This window comes from Lactococcus sp. EKM203L (assembly GCF_011800585.1).
GTDB lineage: Bacteria > Bacillota > Bacilli > Lactobacillales > Streptococcaceae > Lactococcus > Lactococcus lactis.
Map to the genome: position 1 here is coordinate 12898 of NZ_JAALEQ010000008.1, position 17617 is coordinate 30514.

Sequence of the window (17617 nt, forward strand, 5' to 3'; positions counted from 1 at the left end):
ACCTTCTTTTATTTATCGATAAAATGCTCATGTTAATCGCATTTTACTGACAGAAAGTGCAGATTTACTGACAACTCCTTAATTGACACAAAAAAACACTTGTAAGAGAACTTACAAGTGTACTAAAAAACTGGTAATTTACTGACAGAATAAATGGGCTAAAAAAGTTCATCTTTAAGCTGTCAGTAAACCAAATTAAATTTTCCGTATCCTTGCAAGCCTCTCTGGACTTAGTTAAAGGTTTTAAAATATTATAACGAAAAAAGTGTCATTCGTCAAAGATTTTTTTAATGATTGGCTCTAATTTTTTTCAAATTTGGGAAACTGACAATTAAACTCACGATAATCAAGATGAAAAATAGAGCTAAAATAATTGAAGTTCCATGACTTGTTCCAACTTTGAAGCCATTGAGTCCTTGGAAAATTGAAAGTGTCGTTGCGACAACCGCTGTTGCCACCGCACCAATAAATTGTTGCAAAGTATTGACCAAAGCATTTCCATCAGAAAGTTGGTCAGTAGCTAAAGTGCTCAAGCTACAAGTCATTAAGTTACTATATGAAATCCCAAGACCTAACATCAAGACAATGTGTGCCACCAAGAGTAAAACAAGGCTTTTTGTTGGTAAAAAGGCGAAGAGCAATGCAAGACCAAGGGCTGCTAAAATCAAACCAGTCGTAATTGGTTTTCTGGCACCAATTTGGTCCAAAACTTTCCCAGAAATTGGTGCTAAAACTGCGCCAATCAAAGCTCCAGGAAACATAAACAGTCCCGCCACTGATGAACTAAATCCAGCAGAAACTTGAATAAAACTTGGTAAAACAAAAGATAGACCTAATAGCAAAGCTTGATATACTAAAAGACTGAAAATTAGCGCCACAAATCGGTGATTTTTCAAAATTCCTAAATCAATTAAACTTTCTTTGCGGTTGAATCGAACAAACAAGAAAGCTCCAACCAATCCTACAATAAAGATTAAGGCGAAAGTCATTAAATGCTCTGCACTTAGAGCCGAAATGAAAGCAAAGAACATGATTGATAATGCAATAACTGGACAAAGCGCCAATTTCTTGGGCGTTTTTGCCCCTTCTCTTGGAAGACAAGCCAAGCCAAGCACTAAAGAAATTACCACCAAAGGTAAAAGGAAAATATAGATATAACGCCAATCAAGCGAATTAGAAATAATTCCTCCATAAGTTGGGCCAATAGCCGGAGCGATGGAAGTCGTTAAAGTCCCAATCCCCATCATCATTCCTCTTTTATGAAGTGGTGCTTTAGTCAAAATCAGGTGGAACATCAGAGGTAAACCAATCCCGGTTCCCACCCCTTGTAAAAGTCGGCCAAATAATAGCATGGCAAAATTTGGTGAGAAACAGTTGGTCAAAACCCCAACTAAAAAGATAAGATTAGCGACCAAGAAAAGTTTTCTTGCTGAAAATCGCTCATTAAAATAAGAAGAGAGCGGAATCGTAATCGCAATCACAAGCAGATAAATCGTCGTTACCCATTGTATTTTTGAGGTAGAAAGTCCAAACTCATTAATCAGCGTTGGAAAAGTCACATTCATCGCCGTTTCAATCAAAACGCCAGAAAATGACAAAATCCCTGTAGCAATCACTGCCCCTAATAAGTGGAAATGGTTGTTTTTATTCATGCAATAAAATCTCCTAAAACTAAACAAAAAGAGGCGAAATTATTATCCTAAAATAATAATTTCGCCTCTGTATAATTCAACATAATTTATGTTATCTGTACGAAAGTTATAACTTGTCTATTATATCTATAAATCTGATAAAATGCAAGCCTTAACTTTAATTTAGTTTTTATGCATTAGAACTGTTTCAAAAGCATATTTATCATAACGATGAACATTCGTCGAAAATTCAAAAGTTCTCCCATCTGATAGATAACCAACTTGTGAGACTAAAACAATTGGATCTCCAAACTCTCCACCTAACTCTGTCAATTCTTCATCAGTCCCTTTTCGAGCTTCAATTCTACGATGAGCACTTCCAATCGTTAAACCAAGTTCATCTTCAATATACTCATAAATTGACCCTGAACAGATTTCAAAAGTTAAATTTTTGATTAAATCAACGGGCATATAAGTACTCTCAATAACATAAGGTTCTCCATCTATCAAACGAGTACGGACAACATGGTATAAATCACTAACTTCACCTAGTCCCAATCGTTCCATTATTTCTGGCTCAGACTTTACTACCTCAAATACTAAAATTCGGCTTTCAACCACTTTATCAGCAAAGAATGCACTTGAACCCTGAAACTGATTGACCACCTTTAATTTTTCAATGTCCTCAGTACTTAATCCTTTAACAAATGTTCCACTTCCTCTTCGCTTAACAATTAAACCTTCATTGACAAGCTCATCCATTGCTTTTTTTATTGTTAATTTGGAAGCACTATATTTCATAATCATTTCCGATTCTTTAGGGAGTAAAGTTCCAGGTTTATATTTTCCCGAAATAATTTTATTTCTTACATCATTTCGGATTTTTGCGTATTTATTCAAATACCTCTCCTTTCAAAACCTTCTCTATTATTATCCGAATTATAGCACTATTTACCTCAAAAAAGAAATGTTTAATTAAATTTATCAAAGAATTCCTCAGAAAGCTCTAATACCGAATGTTCTGCTAAATTTTTAAAGTAATAAGCCGATTTTTTCAAAGTCTTTTCTTGTGTATGGATATTCACCGAAATCAAGCCATAACGATTACGATAAGAATTACGCCAACTAAAACAATCAATCGGTGTCCATAGATGAAAGCCAAAACAAGAACTTCCCTCCTCGATTGCTTGATGCAACCAATACAAATGTTCTTGAATAAATTGAATCCGATAATCATCATCAATCTGTCCCTCTTCATTCAAATAACGTTCCTCATTGCTAACTCCCATACCACATTCTGACACAAACCAAGGAATATTATCATAATTTTCTTGGATATTTTTTGCAATTTCATATAATGCTCGAGGATAAATTTCCCAACCCTTATCAACATTCATTCGAGCACCCAGCATTTGATAATTAGCAAAATATTTATTTGGTAACCAATCTACAGCTAAGCTATCTGGTGAATAATAGGGCTTTTGTGCTCGATTTGGATGATAATAGTTAACTCCAAGTCTATCGACTTTATTATTTTTTATAATTGCTAATTCTTCTTTAGTTGATTGCCAAATTACTTTATCTTTAGTTAAGATTTCAACCAATTCCTTAGGAAATTCTCCTTTGACAGAAGCATCCATGAATAGCTGATTTTGCCATAAATCCGCAATATGAGCCGCAGCTATATCTTTTTTATCCTCTGACGCTGGATAATTTGGGCTTAGATTTAATACAATTCCTATTTTACCATTAGGATTTTGATTGATTTCATGAAATTTTTGAATTGCTAAACTTGAAGCTAATTGCAAATTATAGGCTACTTGTACTGCAAGTTTTCCATCAACCAAATCTGGATAATGAAATTGATAGAGATAACCCCCTTCAACCACTACCATTGGCTCATTATGGGTAAACCAGTCACTCACTCGATCGCTAAAGAGTTTAAAACATTGCTCAGCAAATTTTACATACAATGTAATCACATGTTTATTTGTCCATCCTCCATATTTATGAAGTAAATCAACTGGTAAATCAAAATGATGTAGATTGATGACTGGGCGAATTCCATTGGCTATAAACTCATCAATGACAGCATTATAAAAGTCGACTGCATCTTGATTTACTGTCCCCTCTTCTAAATCATCAATTAAACGTGACCATTGAATGCTTGTCCTCACCGAATTTAAACCCGCTTTTTTCATCAACTTAATATCTTCTCGAAAATCATTATAAAAATTACTAGCCATATCAGGACCAATACCCTGCCAAAAATGTTCAGGAAATTTTTCAAAATCATAATCAAAAATATTGGCGCCTTTCTTTTTAAACCGGCCTTCAGTTTGTGGACCACTTGTCGCCGCCCCCCACCAAAACTCTTTTGGAAATATTAATTTAGTCATTTATTTTCACTTTCTTTTTATCTAAGTGTTTAAAGGAAATATCAATCATTTTACAGAATAATCCAGGAATAAAAAATAAGAACCAAACTCGATTAAAACCAGTCAAGAAAATAGCTAAAATAATGAGCATTAAGCTATAAATTGCCATTGCCCAATTTCCCATTAGTTTTTGCATGACATCTGTAAACTTTTCAAGTCTATAATAGGTCTTGAAAATAATATATATCAAAGTCAGAACAAAATAAGCCAAACTAACCAAAATCAAAAATGTACTTAAATTACTTAAAGGAAAATGGCTAGCCAAAATGAAAACTCCGACTGTAAAAAGAAGAATCAAATTGCTCCATTCAAATTTCAACTTAACCTCTTTTGTTCTTTCGTGATATTTATCATAGTAAGTCCCTTCAATGTAAGCAAAAGTCCTTTTAAAAGAAAAAGTTGTCCCTAAAAAAACAAAACCAAGCAGAAAATTTAACCAGAACATTAAAGAGGCTATGATTATCATATAAACCTGTTGAACAAACCAAATAAAACCTGATACTTTCATTTAACCGCTCCTGTTACCCCATTATAAATATATTTTTGTAAAACGATAAAGACAATCAAAATCGGAATAATCACAATCATAACCCCAGCCAAGATGACCGGCCATTGCACAACCGATGAACCTTTGAAAGCAAAAAGTGCCGTCGAAATGACCTGTAAACTAGGGTCTGGCATATAAAGATATGGATTATAAAAATCATTATATACACCAACACCAGAAATAATGACCATAGTTACAATCGGTGCTTTCAGATTTGGCAAAATGATTGACCAAAAGATTCTAAAGTATGATGCCCCATCTAGCAAAGCAGATTCATCTAAAGAATAAGGAATTTCTTGTAAAAATTGGAGAAAAATGTAAAGTGCAATCACATTTGTTCCAATATAAAGGATAATCACTGACCAACGCGTCCCTACTAAGCCAAGTTTATTAACCAATTGAAAGACTGCAACTTGCGAAGTAATCGCTGGAATCAACATAGCGATTGTAAATAAAGCTAAAATGAGCCTTTTCAGCCGAAATTCAAACCGATTCATCACATAAGCAAATGATGAGGAAATCAAAAGTTGTCCAACCATTGATACCACGAAAATAAACACAGTATTCTTAAAGCCAGTCAACATATTCCCTTCGGTGAAAGCTTTAGTATAATTATCTATTGAAAAATGTTTTGGCAAGGTCAATACACCAGAATTAGTAAATTCTGTCATTGATTTAAATGACCCTATAAACACGACTAAAAGCGGTAAAACTGCTACAATAGCAGCTAAAACTAATGGAATATATTTTAGAACGTCACCAATATGAAAGACTTTCTTGTTCGTTTTATTCATCATGCACCTGCTTTCTTTTTAGCATCACTTCTGTCTTGCGTTAAAATAAACTGAGCTGCCGAAACGAGGACGACAATAATCAAAAGAATAACAGCCATTGCTGAAGCTAGTCCCACTTGATTATAATTAAAAGCTGTTTGTACCGTTTGAATGACGAATGTCATTGTTCCATTTGCACCTCCTGTCATGATGTATGGCACTTCAAATACTGAAAGTGATCCCGAAACAGATAAAATAATATTCAAAAATAAGATATTTCTGATTGCTGGAATAATGATATATCGAAATTGATTCCAACGATTCGCACCATCAATTTCTGCTGCTTCATAAATTTCAGGGTCAACTGATTGAATGGCACCAAGAAAAATTAAAAAATTAAATCCCATATAACGCCAAATAGATACAAATGATAAAGAAATATTATTGATTGATTGATTTCCTAACCAGAGCGGAAGGTGATGGATTCCAAACAGATGTAAAAGAGAATCTAATGTTCCACCAGTTTTATAAAAATATAAGAACATAAAACCAATCGCTACCCCATTAAGTAAGTAAGGGAAAAATAAAATTCCTTTCCAAAAATTTGCAAATTTAACTTTGAAAGATAAAATTGTCGCAAAAAGTAGGGCAAGTCCAAGTTGCGGAAAACTTGATAAAAAATAATATAAACTTGTCTTAAAAACACCAAAATAATTGGGATTTGAAAAAACTTTTTCATAATTAGCAAATCCGACATAGTTTGAGCTTGGCGAAATTCCGTTCCAATCGGTCAGCGAATATTGAACCATTTTCACCAAGGGATAGTAGGAAAACATTAAAAGCAAGACAATAGGGACAATAGTAAATGAAAAAATAATTAATCTTTTCTGCGCTTTTTGCGATAACTTACTCAAGATAAGAACCTCCAAAATGAAAGGTTGGAAAATAAATTTCCAACCCAGCACCTTTCTTTTTTCTAAAAATATATTTAAATTATGAAATTTTCTACTTTTTATCCGGATTATATTGTTTTACATTTTGTGACCAAGCAGTATTTAATCCATCCATAATAGAGGCAAAAGACTTCTTAGATGAGCCAACTCCTGAATCAATAATTTGTTGTTTAACAGTTTGAGTTGTACCAATTCCAACTTGCGAACCATTATTAATATTTGAGAATAAGTCTGCTTTATCTGCTGGTGTAGAACCTGCTTCAAAGAATACGACTCCATTTTTCTTAGCATCATTTAAATCTGTTGGGTAAGGTTGATTTTTCATAGCTGTCATTCCACCATTATCTTTAGCGAAATCAGATTTATCTACCAGCCAATTAACCCAATCCTTAGCGGCTTCTTGATTTTTACTGTTTTTATTAACTCCCCAGTTATAGTCGCCACCAACAAGCATATAAGTTTTTCCATCAGGAGCGGTTTGTGGGAAGGGTTCAACGTTAATCGCATCTTTATTTGATGACATTTGAGATTGAACTTGAGGAACAGCCCATGTCGCAAGCATCATCACTGCAACTTTATTTTTAGCCATTTGCGAAACTGAAGTATTCCAATCATCTGTCGTTGGATCATGATTAATCAAGCCATCTTTAGCAGCGGTGTAAAGTGTATTGTAAATAGTATACATGGGCTGGCCTTCTGTGAAAGGTTTATCTGTTTTGGCAAGCGCTAAATCAAAGTTTGGATCTCCAGCTACTGATGAACGTTGGAAGTCCCAATCAACTAATGCCCAACCACAAGCATAGTTGGTGTACAAAGGAGTAACATCAGGTAATTTTGCTTTAATTGTTTTTAAATCTTGGATAAATTCATCCGTAGTCGTGGGCCATTTATCAATACCAGCTTTTTTGAAAACATTCCAATTAACGACAAAACCATTTGCATTGACTTCTGAAGGAAGTCCGTATTGTTCTCCTTTGTAAGTACGGTCTTGTAGACTAGTATATTTCTTTTCTAAATCCTTGGTTTTACCTAGTGAGCTAAAGAAATTAGGATAGTCTTTTGGTGCAACTGCTGCTGGAATCGCAACGACATCACCAAAATTTTTCGATGACATCCGTGTTTGCTCTGTTTGGTCATAGTTATTTAAGGCTTGTTCTTTAATAGTGATGTTAGGGTATTCTTTATTAAACTCAGCAATATACTTTTTCCACATTCCATTGGAGTGCATGTCAGTTTTTTGGTTAACAAAGGTAATGGTTGCCTTGATATTCTTTCCAGTCCCCGACGAGGAGGTTTTGCTACCGCAAGCTGCAAGCGTTAGTGCTGCCAAACCCGTAATAGCGAGTGAACCAAAAATATACCGTTTTTTCATGATGATTTTCTCCTTATCCGCTTTTTTGTAAGCGTTTTTATTTTATGGAATAAGTATATACTTTTAAAATATTTTTGTCAACACTTTTTTTGATTTTATTACACTATACGTTCATTAAGGTTTATCATAATAATCTTTGATTAATTTTTCAGCTGGTTTGTTGTAAAAAGCATAATCTTTGTCAAATCTTGCCTGATCCTCAGAATAAACTTGAGCTTTCCAATCCCAGAGACCAAAACCTAAGACAAAATCTACCTTGGCACAAGCGGTGAGCATTCCTTTATAATACCGAGTTTGAGCTTCAAGATTTACTTCTCCTTTGATGGTCCAATCATTTGGCAATAAATCTCCACCATCAATACTGGGAGCACCTGCTTCACAGAAGAAAAATGGTTTATCATATTTTTTTATGACTTTTTCGATTCGCCTTAGCTCTTTATCCCATTGATCAAAGGGATAATATCCAGAACTTGAAATGACGTCAACTGCATCCCACCAAGTCAAATGATTTTCTTGGTATTTGTCACAATTATAAGTAATCAAACCTTTATAAATCTCACGAACATCGTCAATCAACTTCCGCCATTCTTTTTCTCGATGGTCTGAACTAACGAGCTCACAGCCTACTACAAACATTGTAGCTTCACATTCTTGAGCTATTTTAGCATAATGAAGCTGAAATTCAGTATAAACTGCAAACCAATCTGACCATTTTGGTTCACAGACGACATCAATATCAAAAAAATTAATATAAGCTCGCCAAGTGCCATCAGTACAATTAATCATTGGTTTTAAAATGACGTCTAGTCCCAGACTTTGAGCATAGCGAATTGTCGCTTTTACTTCCTCGTCTTTTGGTGGCATGGTCTGCCAATTAATGCTTGTTGCGTGAGCATTTGCTTGTTCAGCTACGATGGTTAAAACAATCGTATTTATATTTGTTCGTTCTTTTAGAGTTTTCATAGACCACTGGGCATAGTCATTATTTAACTCTCCTGATTTAGCATAGTATCCAAAACTTGCTGCTTTCATTTTTTCTTGCCTTTCCTTTTACAAAAGTATATACTTATCATAAACAGAACAATTGTAAACCTTCTCAAAAAGAATTGCAAGAATAAATCGGAGAGTATTATGACAAAAATAAACAATTGGCAAGATTATCAAGGAAGTTCACTTAAACCAGAGGATTTTGATAAATTTTGGGATGAAAAAATTAATTTGGTTTCAAATCATCAATTTGAATTTGAATTAATAGAAAAAAATCTTTCTTCTAAGGTAGTTAACTTTTATCATTTGTGGTTTACAGCTATTGATGGAGCTAAAATTCATGCTCAGTTAATTGTTCCCAAGAATTTGAAAGAGAAATACCCAGCCATCTTACAATTTCATGGTTATCATTGCGATAGTGGGGATTGGGTCGATAAAATAGGGATAGTTGCCGAAGGGAATGTAGTTCTTGCGCTTGATTGTCGAGGACAAGGTGGTTTAAGTCAAGATAATATTCAAACTATGGGGATGACAATGAAGGGACTCATTGTTCGAGGAATTGATGAAGGGTATGAAAATCTCTATTACGTTCGCCAATTTATGGACTTAATAACTGCAACCAAAATTTTATCCGAGTTTGATTTTGTTGATGAAACAAATATAAGTGCACAAGGTGCTTCTCAAGGTGGAGCGCTTGCCGTTGCTTGCGCCGCACTTTCTCCTCTTATAAAAAAGGTGACTGCCACTTACCCCTTTCTTTCAGATTATCGCAAAGCTTATGAGCTTGGTGCCGAGGCATCTGCTTTCGAAGAACTTCCATATTGGTTTCAGTTTAAAGATCCACTTCATCTAAAAGAAGACTGGTTTTTTAATCAGTTGGAATACATTGATATTCAAAATTTAGCACCAAGAATTAAGGCTGAGGTCATTTGGATTCTAGGCGGCAAAGATACTGTTGTTCCTCCGATTACGCAAATGGCGGCTTACAATAAAATACAAAGTAAAAAATCTCTCTATGTCTTACCTGAATACGGCCATGAATATCTTCCTAAAATTAGCGACTGGTTAAGAGAGAATCAATAAATTCCGACTTTAGTCTGATTTTAGTAAATTTTCAAATAATTGATAGGTTTCGTCAGAGAAATTTGATATAATTAAGTCAAATAGCTGAGCTATTCACTAAAGGAAAGGAAGGCAAATTCATTCTCTAAAATTTTGTTTTGAATTGAATTTGTTTGTAAAAGAATACATGGGAATTATTAAAGCTGCAACAGGTTCACTCGGTGGGGCGTTGGCTGACCAATGGCTTGAGGTCATTGAGCCAAATGAAATGTCAGACCAAACGGTTTTCACTAAGGGAATTAAAGTAAGAAAAGATGCAAAACGTGGTTCTAATCGTAAAGGAACCGAAGACGTAATTACTGACGGTTCTATCGTTCACGTTTATGAAAACATGATGATGATTCTTGTGGATGGTGGTAAAATTATTGATTACACCGCTGAACCTGGATATTATACTGTCAAAAACGACACTGCGCCAAGTCTTTTTAATGGTGATTTGCGTGATTCAATTCAAGAAAGCTTCTTCCGTTTCAAATTTGGTGGAACAACTCCTCAAAAACAAGAAGTTTATTATGTCAATCTTCAAGAAATTAAAGGCATTAAATTTGGAACAGCAACACCTCTACAATACTTTGATAATTTTTATAATGCGGAACTTTTCTTGCGCACACATGGAACTTATTCAATAAAAATCACCGATCCTCTTGCTTTTTACGCAAACGTCATTCCTAAAAATGCTGATCATGTCGAAATTCAAGAAATTAATGACCAATATTTGGCTGAATTTTTAACGGCTTTAAATACATCAATTAATCAATATTCTGCTCAGGGCGAACGGGTTTCATTCTTAACTTCAAAAAGTATGGAGCTCAGCAAATACATGGCCTCTGTTCTTGATGAAGACTGGAAACAGTTGCGAGGAATGGAAATTGTTTCTGTTGCTGTCGCTAGCATTTCTTACACTGATGACAGTCAAAAATTGATTAACATGCGTAATCAAGGCGCAATGCTTGGTGACCCTTCTATCCGTGAAGGTTTTGTCCAAGGAGCTGTTGCTCGTGGTCTTGAAGCCGCTGGTTCAAACACTGGTGGTGCGACAAATGCCTTTATGGGAATGAATATGGGTGGACAAAATCTAGCTGGTTTTTCACAAACTAACCAAGCTCAAATGCAAGCCCAAGCAGAGAACAAGGCCGATACTTGGACTTGTCCTGAGTGTAATACTAAAAATACCGGTAAGTTCTGTTCAAATTGTGGGCAAGCGAAACCCTCAGCAACTCCTGATATGCCTGAATTAAATATGGCTTGTAACGAGTGTGGAGCAGTCGTTAATTTGGCGAATGGTGTTCCTAAATTCTGTCCTGAATGTGGTAAGCCTTTTGTTGCCAAAGCGCTCTAAGACATGTAAATAATGATTTAAGATAAAGTAGTTCTAAATTAGGGCTGCTTGTCTTTGCGTATTTTTAAGAATTTATTTCTGATGAAAATTCTTTTAGTTTCTAACTGAATTTCCCCTGCTAAATAAGCAGGTTTCATAACTTAAAAGTAAGGAGTAACGATGAGCGAAAGCCAAGTTCTTACACATAAATGTCCCAATTGTGGAGGTCCACTGCTTTTTGAACCCAAAAATCAAAAATTTCACTGTGAATATTGTGGTTCAACATTTACGGAACAAGAAGTTTCTGATTTCGAGGCCAAGCAAGAGGCAGCAAAAGTTACTGACAGTCCTATCAGCTCTGTCAGTAACGCTGAAACGACTGACGAAAAGGAAAAAATTACTGACAGCGACGAAAAAAGAGCTGACGAAAACACTGATGAAGAAATCGGACTATTTCTCTGTCCATCTTGTGGTGCAGAAATTGTCACTGATGCGACAACTGCTTCAACTTGGTGCTATTATTGTCATAATCCAGTTGTTCTGACCGAGCGATTATCTGGTAAATTTCTTCCCGAAAAAATTCTCCCTTTTCAAATTGAGAGAAAAGCGGCTGAAGAACAATTTTTAGACTGGGTTGGCAAGAAAAAATTTGTTCCCAAGGCCTTTTTTGACAAAAAACAAATTCAAAATCTGTCAGGCGTTTATTTCCCCTATTGGGCTGTTGATGCTGAATTATCTGGCGGTATTTCGGCGCAAGCCACCAATTTACGCGTTTGGATAGTTGGCGATACCGAGTACACTGAGCATTCTCAATATGAGATTCAGCGGGGTGGAGAGACAAAATTTAAGGATTTAATCAAAAATGCCTTGAAAAAAAATCTGTCAGACAAGATGGTTGGCGCCGTTCAGCCTTTTGATATGACTGCTGCTATTCCTTTTAAAAATCAATATCTTTCTGGCTTTTTAACTGAAAAACGAGATATTGAATTCCCTGATATGAAAGAAAATGTTGAGCGGGAATTTCGTCAATATGCTGACGGATTAATGGAATCAACAATTGTCGGTTATACTTCTGTCAGTAATTTACAAAGTAATCAGCAGATTAAAAATATCGATGAAGATTACGTTTTACTCCCAATCTGGCTGGTTACTTATAAAGAAGCTGGCAATGACCGTCTCTTTTATTACGCGATGAATGGTCAAACTGGTAAAGTAGCCGGACTTCTACCCATTGATAAGAAAAAACTTTGGACAGTTGCCATTGGAATCTTTATTCTAGTGCTTCTTCTTGGAATTATTGTGGGGTATTTGCTATCATGAGAAAAAAATTAGTCATTCTTTCTTTATTTTTCTTAAGCTTCTTCTTTTTACTCATTGCACCAAAAACATCAGCGGCGACGTTCTCGTCAGGTCTTGAAGATAATCTTCAACTTTTAGGTGGAAATGTAACCCTCCTTGAACAAGAAGCTCAGAAATTGGCCAATGAAACAAAAGCGGGTGTCTATGTTGTCACGACAGATAGCTCTACCCCTGCTAGTCAAATGGCAAAAACTTATCTAGCTGATAAAGTAGGCGCTAAAAACAACGGTGTCGTTTTGGTCATTAATATGAACTTACGTAAAGTTTATATTTGGGCAACAGGAAATCTTAAATACTACCTGCCTTCAAGTCGAATTGAAAAAACCTTAGACATTGTCCAACCCGAATTGACTGACAATAATTATTATCAGGCTGTCAGTGGATTTTTTGACCAAGTTTCTAAATATTACCAAGCAGGAATTCCAACATCAAGAAAGTATTCTATCAATTCCGAAACAGGAGCTGTAACTTTCCATCGCAGCTTTCAACCCTTATCAATTTTGATTGCTCTTATCATTTCTTTGATTGCAGCTGGTGGCTTCGTTTGGACCATCTATCGTCGTTATCAAATGAAAGACGCTCATGCCGTATGGCGCTATGATTACGGTCGAAATGGTAATTTAGAACTCCATCAACGTGAAGATATTTTAGTCAATACATTTATAACTACAAGAATTATCCCTCGTCCTTCTTCTGATAACAATAATTTCAGTGACGGTTCTGGTGGCGGACGTTCTTTCTAAATAAAAAGGAATCACAAAATGATTCCTTTTTATTTTTGAATAATTTTATATTCCCCAGATTTTAGATTTCCCAGTGAATATTGACCAATTGACCAACGAATTAATCGAAGCGTTGGGAAACCAACCGCTGCCGTCATTCTTCTAATTTGCCGATTTTTTCCTTCTTTGATTGAAATTTCAACCCAGCTTGTCGGAATTGCCTTTCGTTCACGAATTGGTGGAGTTCGTTCCCAAAGCCAATCAGGTTCATCAATTAATTTTACTTTAGCAGGCAATGTTTTTCCATCTTTTAATAGAAGACCTTTTTGCAACTTTTGCGCTGCTTCTGACGAAAATTCTCCCTCTACTTGAACCAAATAAGTCTTGTAAGATTTTGATTTTGGGTCTGTCAGTAAATGATTGAGCTTTCCATCATCTGTCAGTAAAAGTAGACCTTCACTATCTTTATCCAATCTTCCAGCAGCATAAACATTTGGTATTTTAATATAATCTTTTAAAGTTTTCCGACCCTCTCCGTCAGTAAATTTTGTTAGTACATCATAAGGTTTATTAAATAATATAATCATAATTTTTTTGCAAAAGTTCATCTTTCTCAAATCTATTTCTATTAATTATTTTACCAAAAAAAATTATTATTAGCTTACAAACAGAGTCATAGCTAAGACTGGTGGAGGAATTTTAATTGATTTACTGCTTTAAGACCAATAATAGAATAAAATATTAGAATATTTAATATTAGTATAAGCCCCTAATAAAATAATAAAAAACTCCCGTTTAAAATGAAAGTTTTTTATTTTAGAGTAAAAGGAAGTTTTTTACTAAGCATTCGTTTCTTCTCTTTTTGAGTTTTTTATGTTTCCATAACAAAATAATGAAAATAAGACAAGTAGTAATAAACTGACGACTAATAATATCCTTGTTCAGGGATAGTAATCCTTAGAACATTCTTTCTTATAATGGTTTTGTTATAGACAAATTAAATTTTGAAACTTTTTATTTATTAAATATTTTTAGTTGTAAAGCTACGACTTTGCATCACTTTTAAAATTGCAGCAACAGTATCTAGTGATGTGAAAAGTGGAATACCGCGACTAATTGCTTCTTGACGAATACGGAAACCATCGGTAGCCGTTGTTAATGAGGCACGAGTATTTCCCATTGTATTCACAACTGCTTGAACGCGTCCATGACGGATATCTTCAACTAATGTTCCTTCTTCATCTTCTCCACCAGCTAGTTTTTCAACTTCACGGACATAAAGTCCATTTTCCTTAAAGAATGCAGCAGTTCCTTGAGTTGCAACTAATGAATAACCTATTTCTGCGAAATCTTTAGCAAGTGCTAGCGTTTCTTCTTTATCTTCATCAGCAACTGTGAATAAGACCGAACCATAATCTGCCATGTGCAGTTTAGCGGCTTCAAATGATTTATAAAGTGCTTTTTCAAGGGTCACATCTGAACCCATTGCTTCACCTGTTGATTTCATTTCTGGACCAAGTAAACTGTCAACTTTTGCTAGTTTTGTAAAGCTAAAGACTGGTGCTTTCACGTGAACCATATCAGGAGTTTCTGCTAAGCCCTCTGTGTAGCCTAAATCCTTCAAGTTTTTCCCTAAAATCATTTGTGTCGCCAATTGTGCCATTGGAATGTTTGTCACTTTAGATAAAAAGGGAACAGTCCGTGACGCGCGTGGATTTACCTCAATGACATAAACTTGTTCTTCAAAAATAACAAATTGAATGTTCATCATTCCGATGCAGTTCAAACCAATTGCTAATCGTTTAGTGTAATCAACAATTGTATCAATAATTTCTTGTGAAAAAGTTTGTGGTGGATAGACAGCCATTGAGTCACCTGAGTGAACCCCTGCTCGTTCAATATGTTCCATAATTCCTGGAAGAAGAACTTCCGTGCCATCACAGATTGCATCGACTTCACATTCACGTCCTTGTAAATAAGAATCAACGAGTACTGGATGTTCAGGTGAAGCTTTTACCGCACGATTCATGTAATCACGCAGGTCTTTTTCATTATTAATGATTTCCATTGCTCGACCGCCTAAAACAAAAGATGGGCGAATAAGGACTGGATAACCAATTTTATTGGCGTTAGCAACAGCTTCTTCTTCATTTGTTGCTGTAGCTCCTGGTGGTTGTGGAATCTCTAAATCTTGTAATGCTTTTTCAAATAAATCTCTGTCCTCAGCACGGTCTAAATCTTCAACTTGTGTTCCTAAAATTTTAACGCCAGCTTTAGAGAGAGGTTCCGCTAAATTGATAGCTGTTTGTCCGCCAAATTGAACAATCACGCCTTCTGGTTGTTCTAAGTCAATGATATTCATCACATCTTCAAAAGTTAGTGGTTCAAAATAGAGCTTATCTGAAATTGAGAAATCTGTCGAAACGGTTTCTGGATTAGAGTTGATGACAATTGCTTCTTTTCCAAGGGCTTGAAGTGCTTTTACACAGTGAACTGTCGCATAATCAAATTCAACTCCTTGTCCAATTCGGATGGGACCTGAGCCGAGTACAATTATTTTCTCTTTGCTTGAACGTTTAGATTCATTTTCCCATTCATAAGTTGAATAGAAGTAAGGTGTTGAGCTTTCAAATTCAGCCGCGCAAGTATCAACCATTTTGTAAACTGGAATAATTTGATTTTCTTGTCTACGACGTCTTACTTCTTCTGGACTAACGTTCCATAATTTGGCAATCTGACGGTCAGAAAATCCATTTTTCTTAGCCGTTTTTAAGAGTTCTGGTTCAAATATATTTACTTTTAATTGGTCTTCAATTTCGACGATATGGAGTAATTTATCAAGAAAGAAAATATCAATCTTGGTTAAATCAGCAATTTCTTCAATCGGAATTCCACGACGAATCGCTTCTGAAACATAGAAAAGTCGGTCATCTTGTGTTTTAACCATTTTTTCATAGAGGATTTCATCATCTGCTTCTTGTGCTTCTTGTAAATCATTATGAAAAACACCAATTTCAAGTGAGCGTACAGCTTTTAGTAGACTTTCTTCGATGTTACGTCCAATTGCCATGACTTCGCCTGTTGCTTTCATTTGTGTTCCTAGGTGGCGGTCACCATTTTCAAATTTATCAAATGGGAAGCGAGCTATTTTTGCTACAACGTAGTCAAGTGCTGGTTCAAACATGGCATAAGTTTTATTAGTGACTGGATTAATGATTTCATCTAACGTCATCCCAATCGCAATTTTAGCAGACATTTTTGCAATTGGATATCCTGTTGCTTTAGAGGCTAAGGCTGATGAACGACTTACCCGTGGGTTAACTTCGATTACTCGATATTCATAAGAATATGGGTCAAGGGCAAGTTGAACATTACATCCCCCTTCAATTTTTAGGGCACGAATAATATTTAGTGAAGCGTCACGAAGCATTTGATATTCGTTATCTGAGAGCGTTTGGCTTGGTGCGAAAACGATTGAGTCACCTGTGTGAACTCCAACTGGGTCAAAATTTTCCATATTGCAGACAACAATCGCATTGTCAGCAGAATCACGCATAACTTCATATTCGATTTCTTTATAACCAGCAATTGATTCTTCAATTAGGCATTGTGTTACTGGAGAAAGTTTTAGTCCATTTGCCACAATCTCACGAAGTTCTTCTTCGGTATCACAAATTCCTCCACCTGTTCCACCCATGGTAAATGCTGGACGGACGATGATAGGATAACCAATTTTGTCAGCTATTTCAACTGCTTCATCAACCGTTGTTGCAATATCACTGGCACAGAGTGGCTCACCAATTCTTTCACATAATTCTTTAAAGAGCTCACGGTCTTCTGCTTGGTCAATGGCGCTTAATTTTGTTCCAAGAAGTTCAACATTAAGCTCTTCAAGAATTCCTATTTTGGATAATTCCATTGCCATGTTAAGTCCTGTTTGTCCACCAAGTGTTGGCAATAAGGCATCAGGACGTTCCTTACGCAAAATTTTACTGACAAACTCTAAAGTAATTGGTTCAATATAGACAGTGTCAGCTATTTCTCTGTCAGTCATGATTGTTGCCGGATTTGAATTGACTAAAACAACTTCGTAGCCTTCTTCTTTAAGTGCAAGACAGGCTTGTGTTCCTGCATAATCAAATTCTGCGGCTTGACCAATAATGATTGGTCCAGAACCGATAATCATGATTTTTTTGATATCATTGCGTTTTGGCATTTGTTTTCTCCTTTGTAGTAAAGCATAACTTCGTTGCAAATGATTCACAACCCGCTTCGCTCCTTGCGCACTTTATTTTCAACATTAAAATGTCATAAATAAAGCAAAAACATCTGCCAGAAACCTAGCAGATGTGTCCTAAAATGCCTTAGCAACTTACTGACAGTTCTGTCAGTAAC

General features: G+C 35.5%; 14 protein-coding genes. 4 read left to right on the plus strand and 10 right to left on the minus strand.

What is annotated here, in order from left to right; all coding sequences use genetic code 11:
* Positions 1 to 287 precede the first annotated feature (287 nt).
* The 8 genes from HFD15_RS11390 to HFD15_RS11425 form a co-directional block, all read right to left on the minus strand.
* Entirely contained in the window at positions 288 to 1652 is a 1365-nt protein-coding gene (locus HFD15_RS11390; protein ID WP_058208013.1) for an MDR family MFS transporter, read from the minus strand.
* A 162-nt stretch (positions 1653 to 1814) separates the two neighbouring features.
* Positions 1815 to 2531 (minus strand): GntR family transcriptional regulator, encoded by a 717-nt coding sequence (locus HFD15_RS11395; protein WP_029344010.1) that lies wholly within the window; start codon positions 2529 to 2531, stop codon positions 1815 to 1817.
* Between the two features lie 71 nt (positions 2532 to 2602).
* Positions 2603 to 4030 (minus strand): glycoside hydrolase family 1 protein, encoded by a 1428-nt coding sequence (locus HFD15_RS11400; RefSeq protein WP_029344011.1) that lies wholly within the window; start codon positions 4028 to 4030, stop codon positions 2603 to 2605.
* The gene (locus HFD15_RS11405) at positions 4023 to 4577 is read right to left on the minus strand and encodes a hypothetical protein (RefSeq protein WP_029344012.1); all 555 of its coding nucleotides are present in this window, start codon (positions 4575 to 4577) and stop codon (positions 4023 to 4025) included. Before HFD15_RS11405 ends, HFD15_RS11400 begins: the two co-directional genes overlap by 8 nt.
* Complete coding sequence (locus HFD15_RS11410; protein WP_058208015.1) at positions 4574 to 5410, minus strand: carbohydrate ABC transporter permease; 837 nt, start codon at positions 5408 to 5410, stop codon at positions 4574 to 4576. The genes HFD15_RS11405 and HFD15_RS11410 overlap by 4 nt, the downstream gene beginning before the upstream one ends.
* Positions 5410 to 6303, minus strand: coding sequence for a carbohydrate ABC transporter permease (locus tag HFD15_RS11415; protein WP_080703342.1), 894 nt, complete (start codon positions 6301 to 6303; stop codon positions 5410 to 5412). Before HFD15_RS11415 ends, HFD15_RS11410 begins: the two co-directional genes overlap by 1 nt.
* Positions 6304 to 6394: 91 nt before the next feature.
* The gene (locus HFD15_RS11420) at positions 6395 to 7714 is read right to left on the minus strand and encodes an ABC transporter substrate-binding protein (protein WP_029344014.1); all 1320 of its coding nucleotides are present in this window, start codon (positions 7712 to 7714) and stop codon (positions 6395 to 6397) included.
* Positions 7715 to 7828: 114 nt separating this feature from the next.
* Positions 7829 to 8746, minus strand: a complete 918-nt coding sequence (locus HFD15_RS11425) for a 1,4-beta-xylanase (RefSeq protein ID WP_167593166.1) — start codon at positions 8744 to 8746, stop codon at positions 7829 to 7831.
* Between the two features lie 99 nt (positions 8747 to 8845).
* Between HFD15_RS11425 and HFD15_RS11430 the strand changes: the two genes are divergently transcribed.
* The 4 genes from HFD15_RS11430 (at position 8846) to HFD15_RS11445 (ending at position 13243) form a co-directional block, all read left to right on the plus strand.
* On the plus strand, positions 8846 to 9784 hold the full coding sequence (locus HFD15_RS11430) for an acetylxylan esterase (RefSeq protein ID WP_058208016.1): 939 nt from the start codon (positions 8846 to 8848) through the stop codon (positions 9782 to 9784).
* A gap of 166 nt (positions 9785 to 9950) precedes the next feature.
* A complete protein-coding gene (locus HFD15_RS11435; protein ID WP_029344016.1) occupies positions 9951 to 11162 on the plus strand; it encodes an SPFH domain-containing protein in 1212 nt (403 codons plus the stop codon).
* 159 nt (positions 11163 to 11321) lie between these two features.
* Positions 11322 to 12461: a hypothetical protein gene (locus tag HFD15_RS11440; RefSeq protein ID WP_058208017.1), complete on the plus strand. Its 1140-nt coding sequence runs from the start codon at positions 11322 to 11324 to the stop codon at positions 12459 to 12461.
* Positions 12458 to 13243, plus strand: a complete 786-nt coding sequence (locus tag HFD15_RS11445) for a TPM domain-containing protein (RefSeq protein WP_057720879.1) — start codon at positions 12458 to 12460, stop codon at positions 13241 to 13243. Before HFD15_RS11440 ends, HFD15_RS11445 begins: the two co-directional genes overlap by 4 nt.
* Positions 13244 to 13272: 29 nt before the next feature.
* On the opposite strand, the gene HFD15_RS11450 is transcribed toward HFD15_RS11445, so the two are convergent.
* Positions 13273 to 13809, minus strand: a complete 537-nt coding sequence (locus HFD15_RS11450; protein ID WP_025017118.1) for an rRNA large subunit pseudouridine synthase E — start codon at positions 13807 to 13809, stop codon at positions 13273 to 13275.
* A gap of 434 nt (positions 13810 to 14243) precedes the next feature.
* Complete coding sequence (gene carB / locus HFD15_RS11455; RefSeq protein WP_058208018.1) at positions 14244 to 17438, minus strand: carbamoyl-phosphate synthase large subunit; 3195 nt, start codon at positions 17436 to 17438, stop codon at positions 14244 to 14246.
* Between the last annotated feature and the right edge of the window lie 179 nt (positions 17439 to 17617).

Bases quoted from the DNA above. Each gene is read 5' to 3' on its own strand.
- HFD15_RS11390 (WP_058208013.1), bottom strand. From the start codon at position 1,652: ATGAATAAAAACAACCATTTCCACTTATTAGGGGCAGTGATTGCTACA.
- HFD15_RS11400 (WP_029344011.1), bottom strand. From the start codon at position 4,030: ATGACTAAATTAATATTTCCAAAAGAGTTTTGGTGGGGGGCGGCGACA.
- HFD15_RS11405 (WP_029344012.1), bottom strand. From the start codon at position 4,577: ATGAAAGTATCAGGTTTTATTTGGTTTGTTCAACAGGTTTATATGATA.
- HFD15_RS11410 (WP_058208015.1), bottom strand. From the start codon at position 5,410: ATGAATAAAACGAACAAGAAAGTCTTTCATATTGGTGACGTTCTAAAA.
- HFD15_RS11420 (WP_029344014.1), bottom strand. From the start codon at position 7,714: ATGAAAAAACGGTATATTTTTGGTTCACTCGCTATTACGGGTTTGGCA.
- HFD15_RS11425 (WP_167593166.1), bottom strand. From the start codon at position 8,746: ATGAAAGCAGCAAGTTTTGGATACTATGCTAAATCAGGAGAGTTAAAT.
- HFD15_RS11430 (WP_058208016.1), top strand. From the start codon at position 8,846: ATGACAAAAATAAACAATTGGCAAGATTATCAAGGAAGTTCACTTAAA.
- HFD15_RS11435 (WP_029344016.1), top strand. From the start codon at position 9,951: ATGGGAATTATTAAAGCTGCAACAGGTTCACTCGGTGGGGCGTTGGCT.
- HFD15_RS11440 (WP_058208017.1), top strand. From the start codon at position 11,322: ATGAGCGAAAGCCAAGTTCTTACACATAAATGTCCCAATTGTGGAGGT.
- HFD15_RS11445 (WP_057720879.1), top strand. From the start codon at position 12,458: ATGAGAAAAAAATTAGTCATTCTTTCTTTATTTTTCTTAAGCTTCTTC.
- HFD15_RS11450 (WP_025017118.1), bottom strand. From the start codon at position 13,809: ATGATTATATTATTTAATAAACCTTATGATGTACTAACAAAATTTACT.
- carB (WP_058208018.1), bottom strand. From the start codon at position 17,438: ATGCCAAAACGCAATGATATCAAAAAAATCATGATTATCGGTTCTGGA.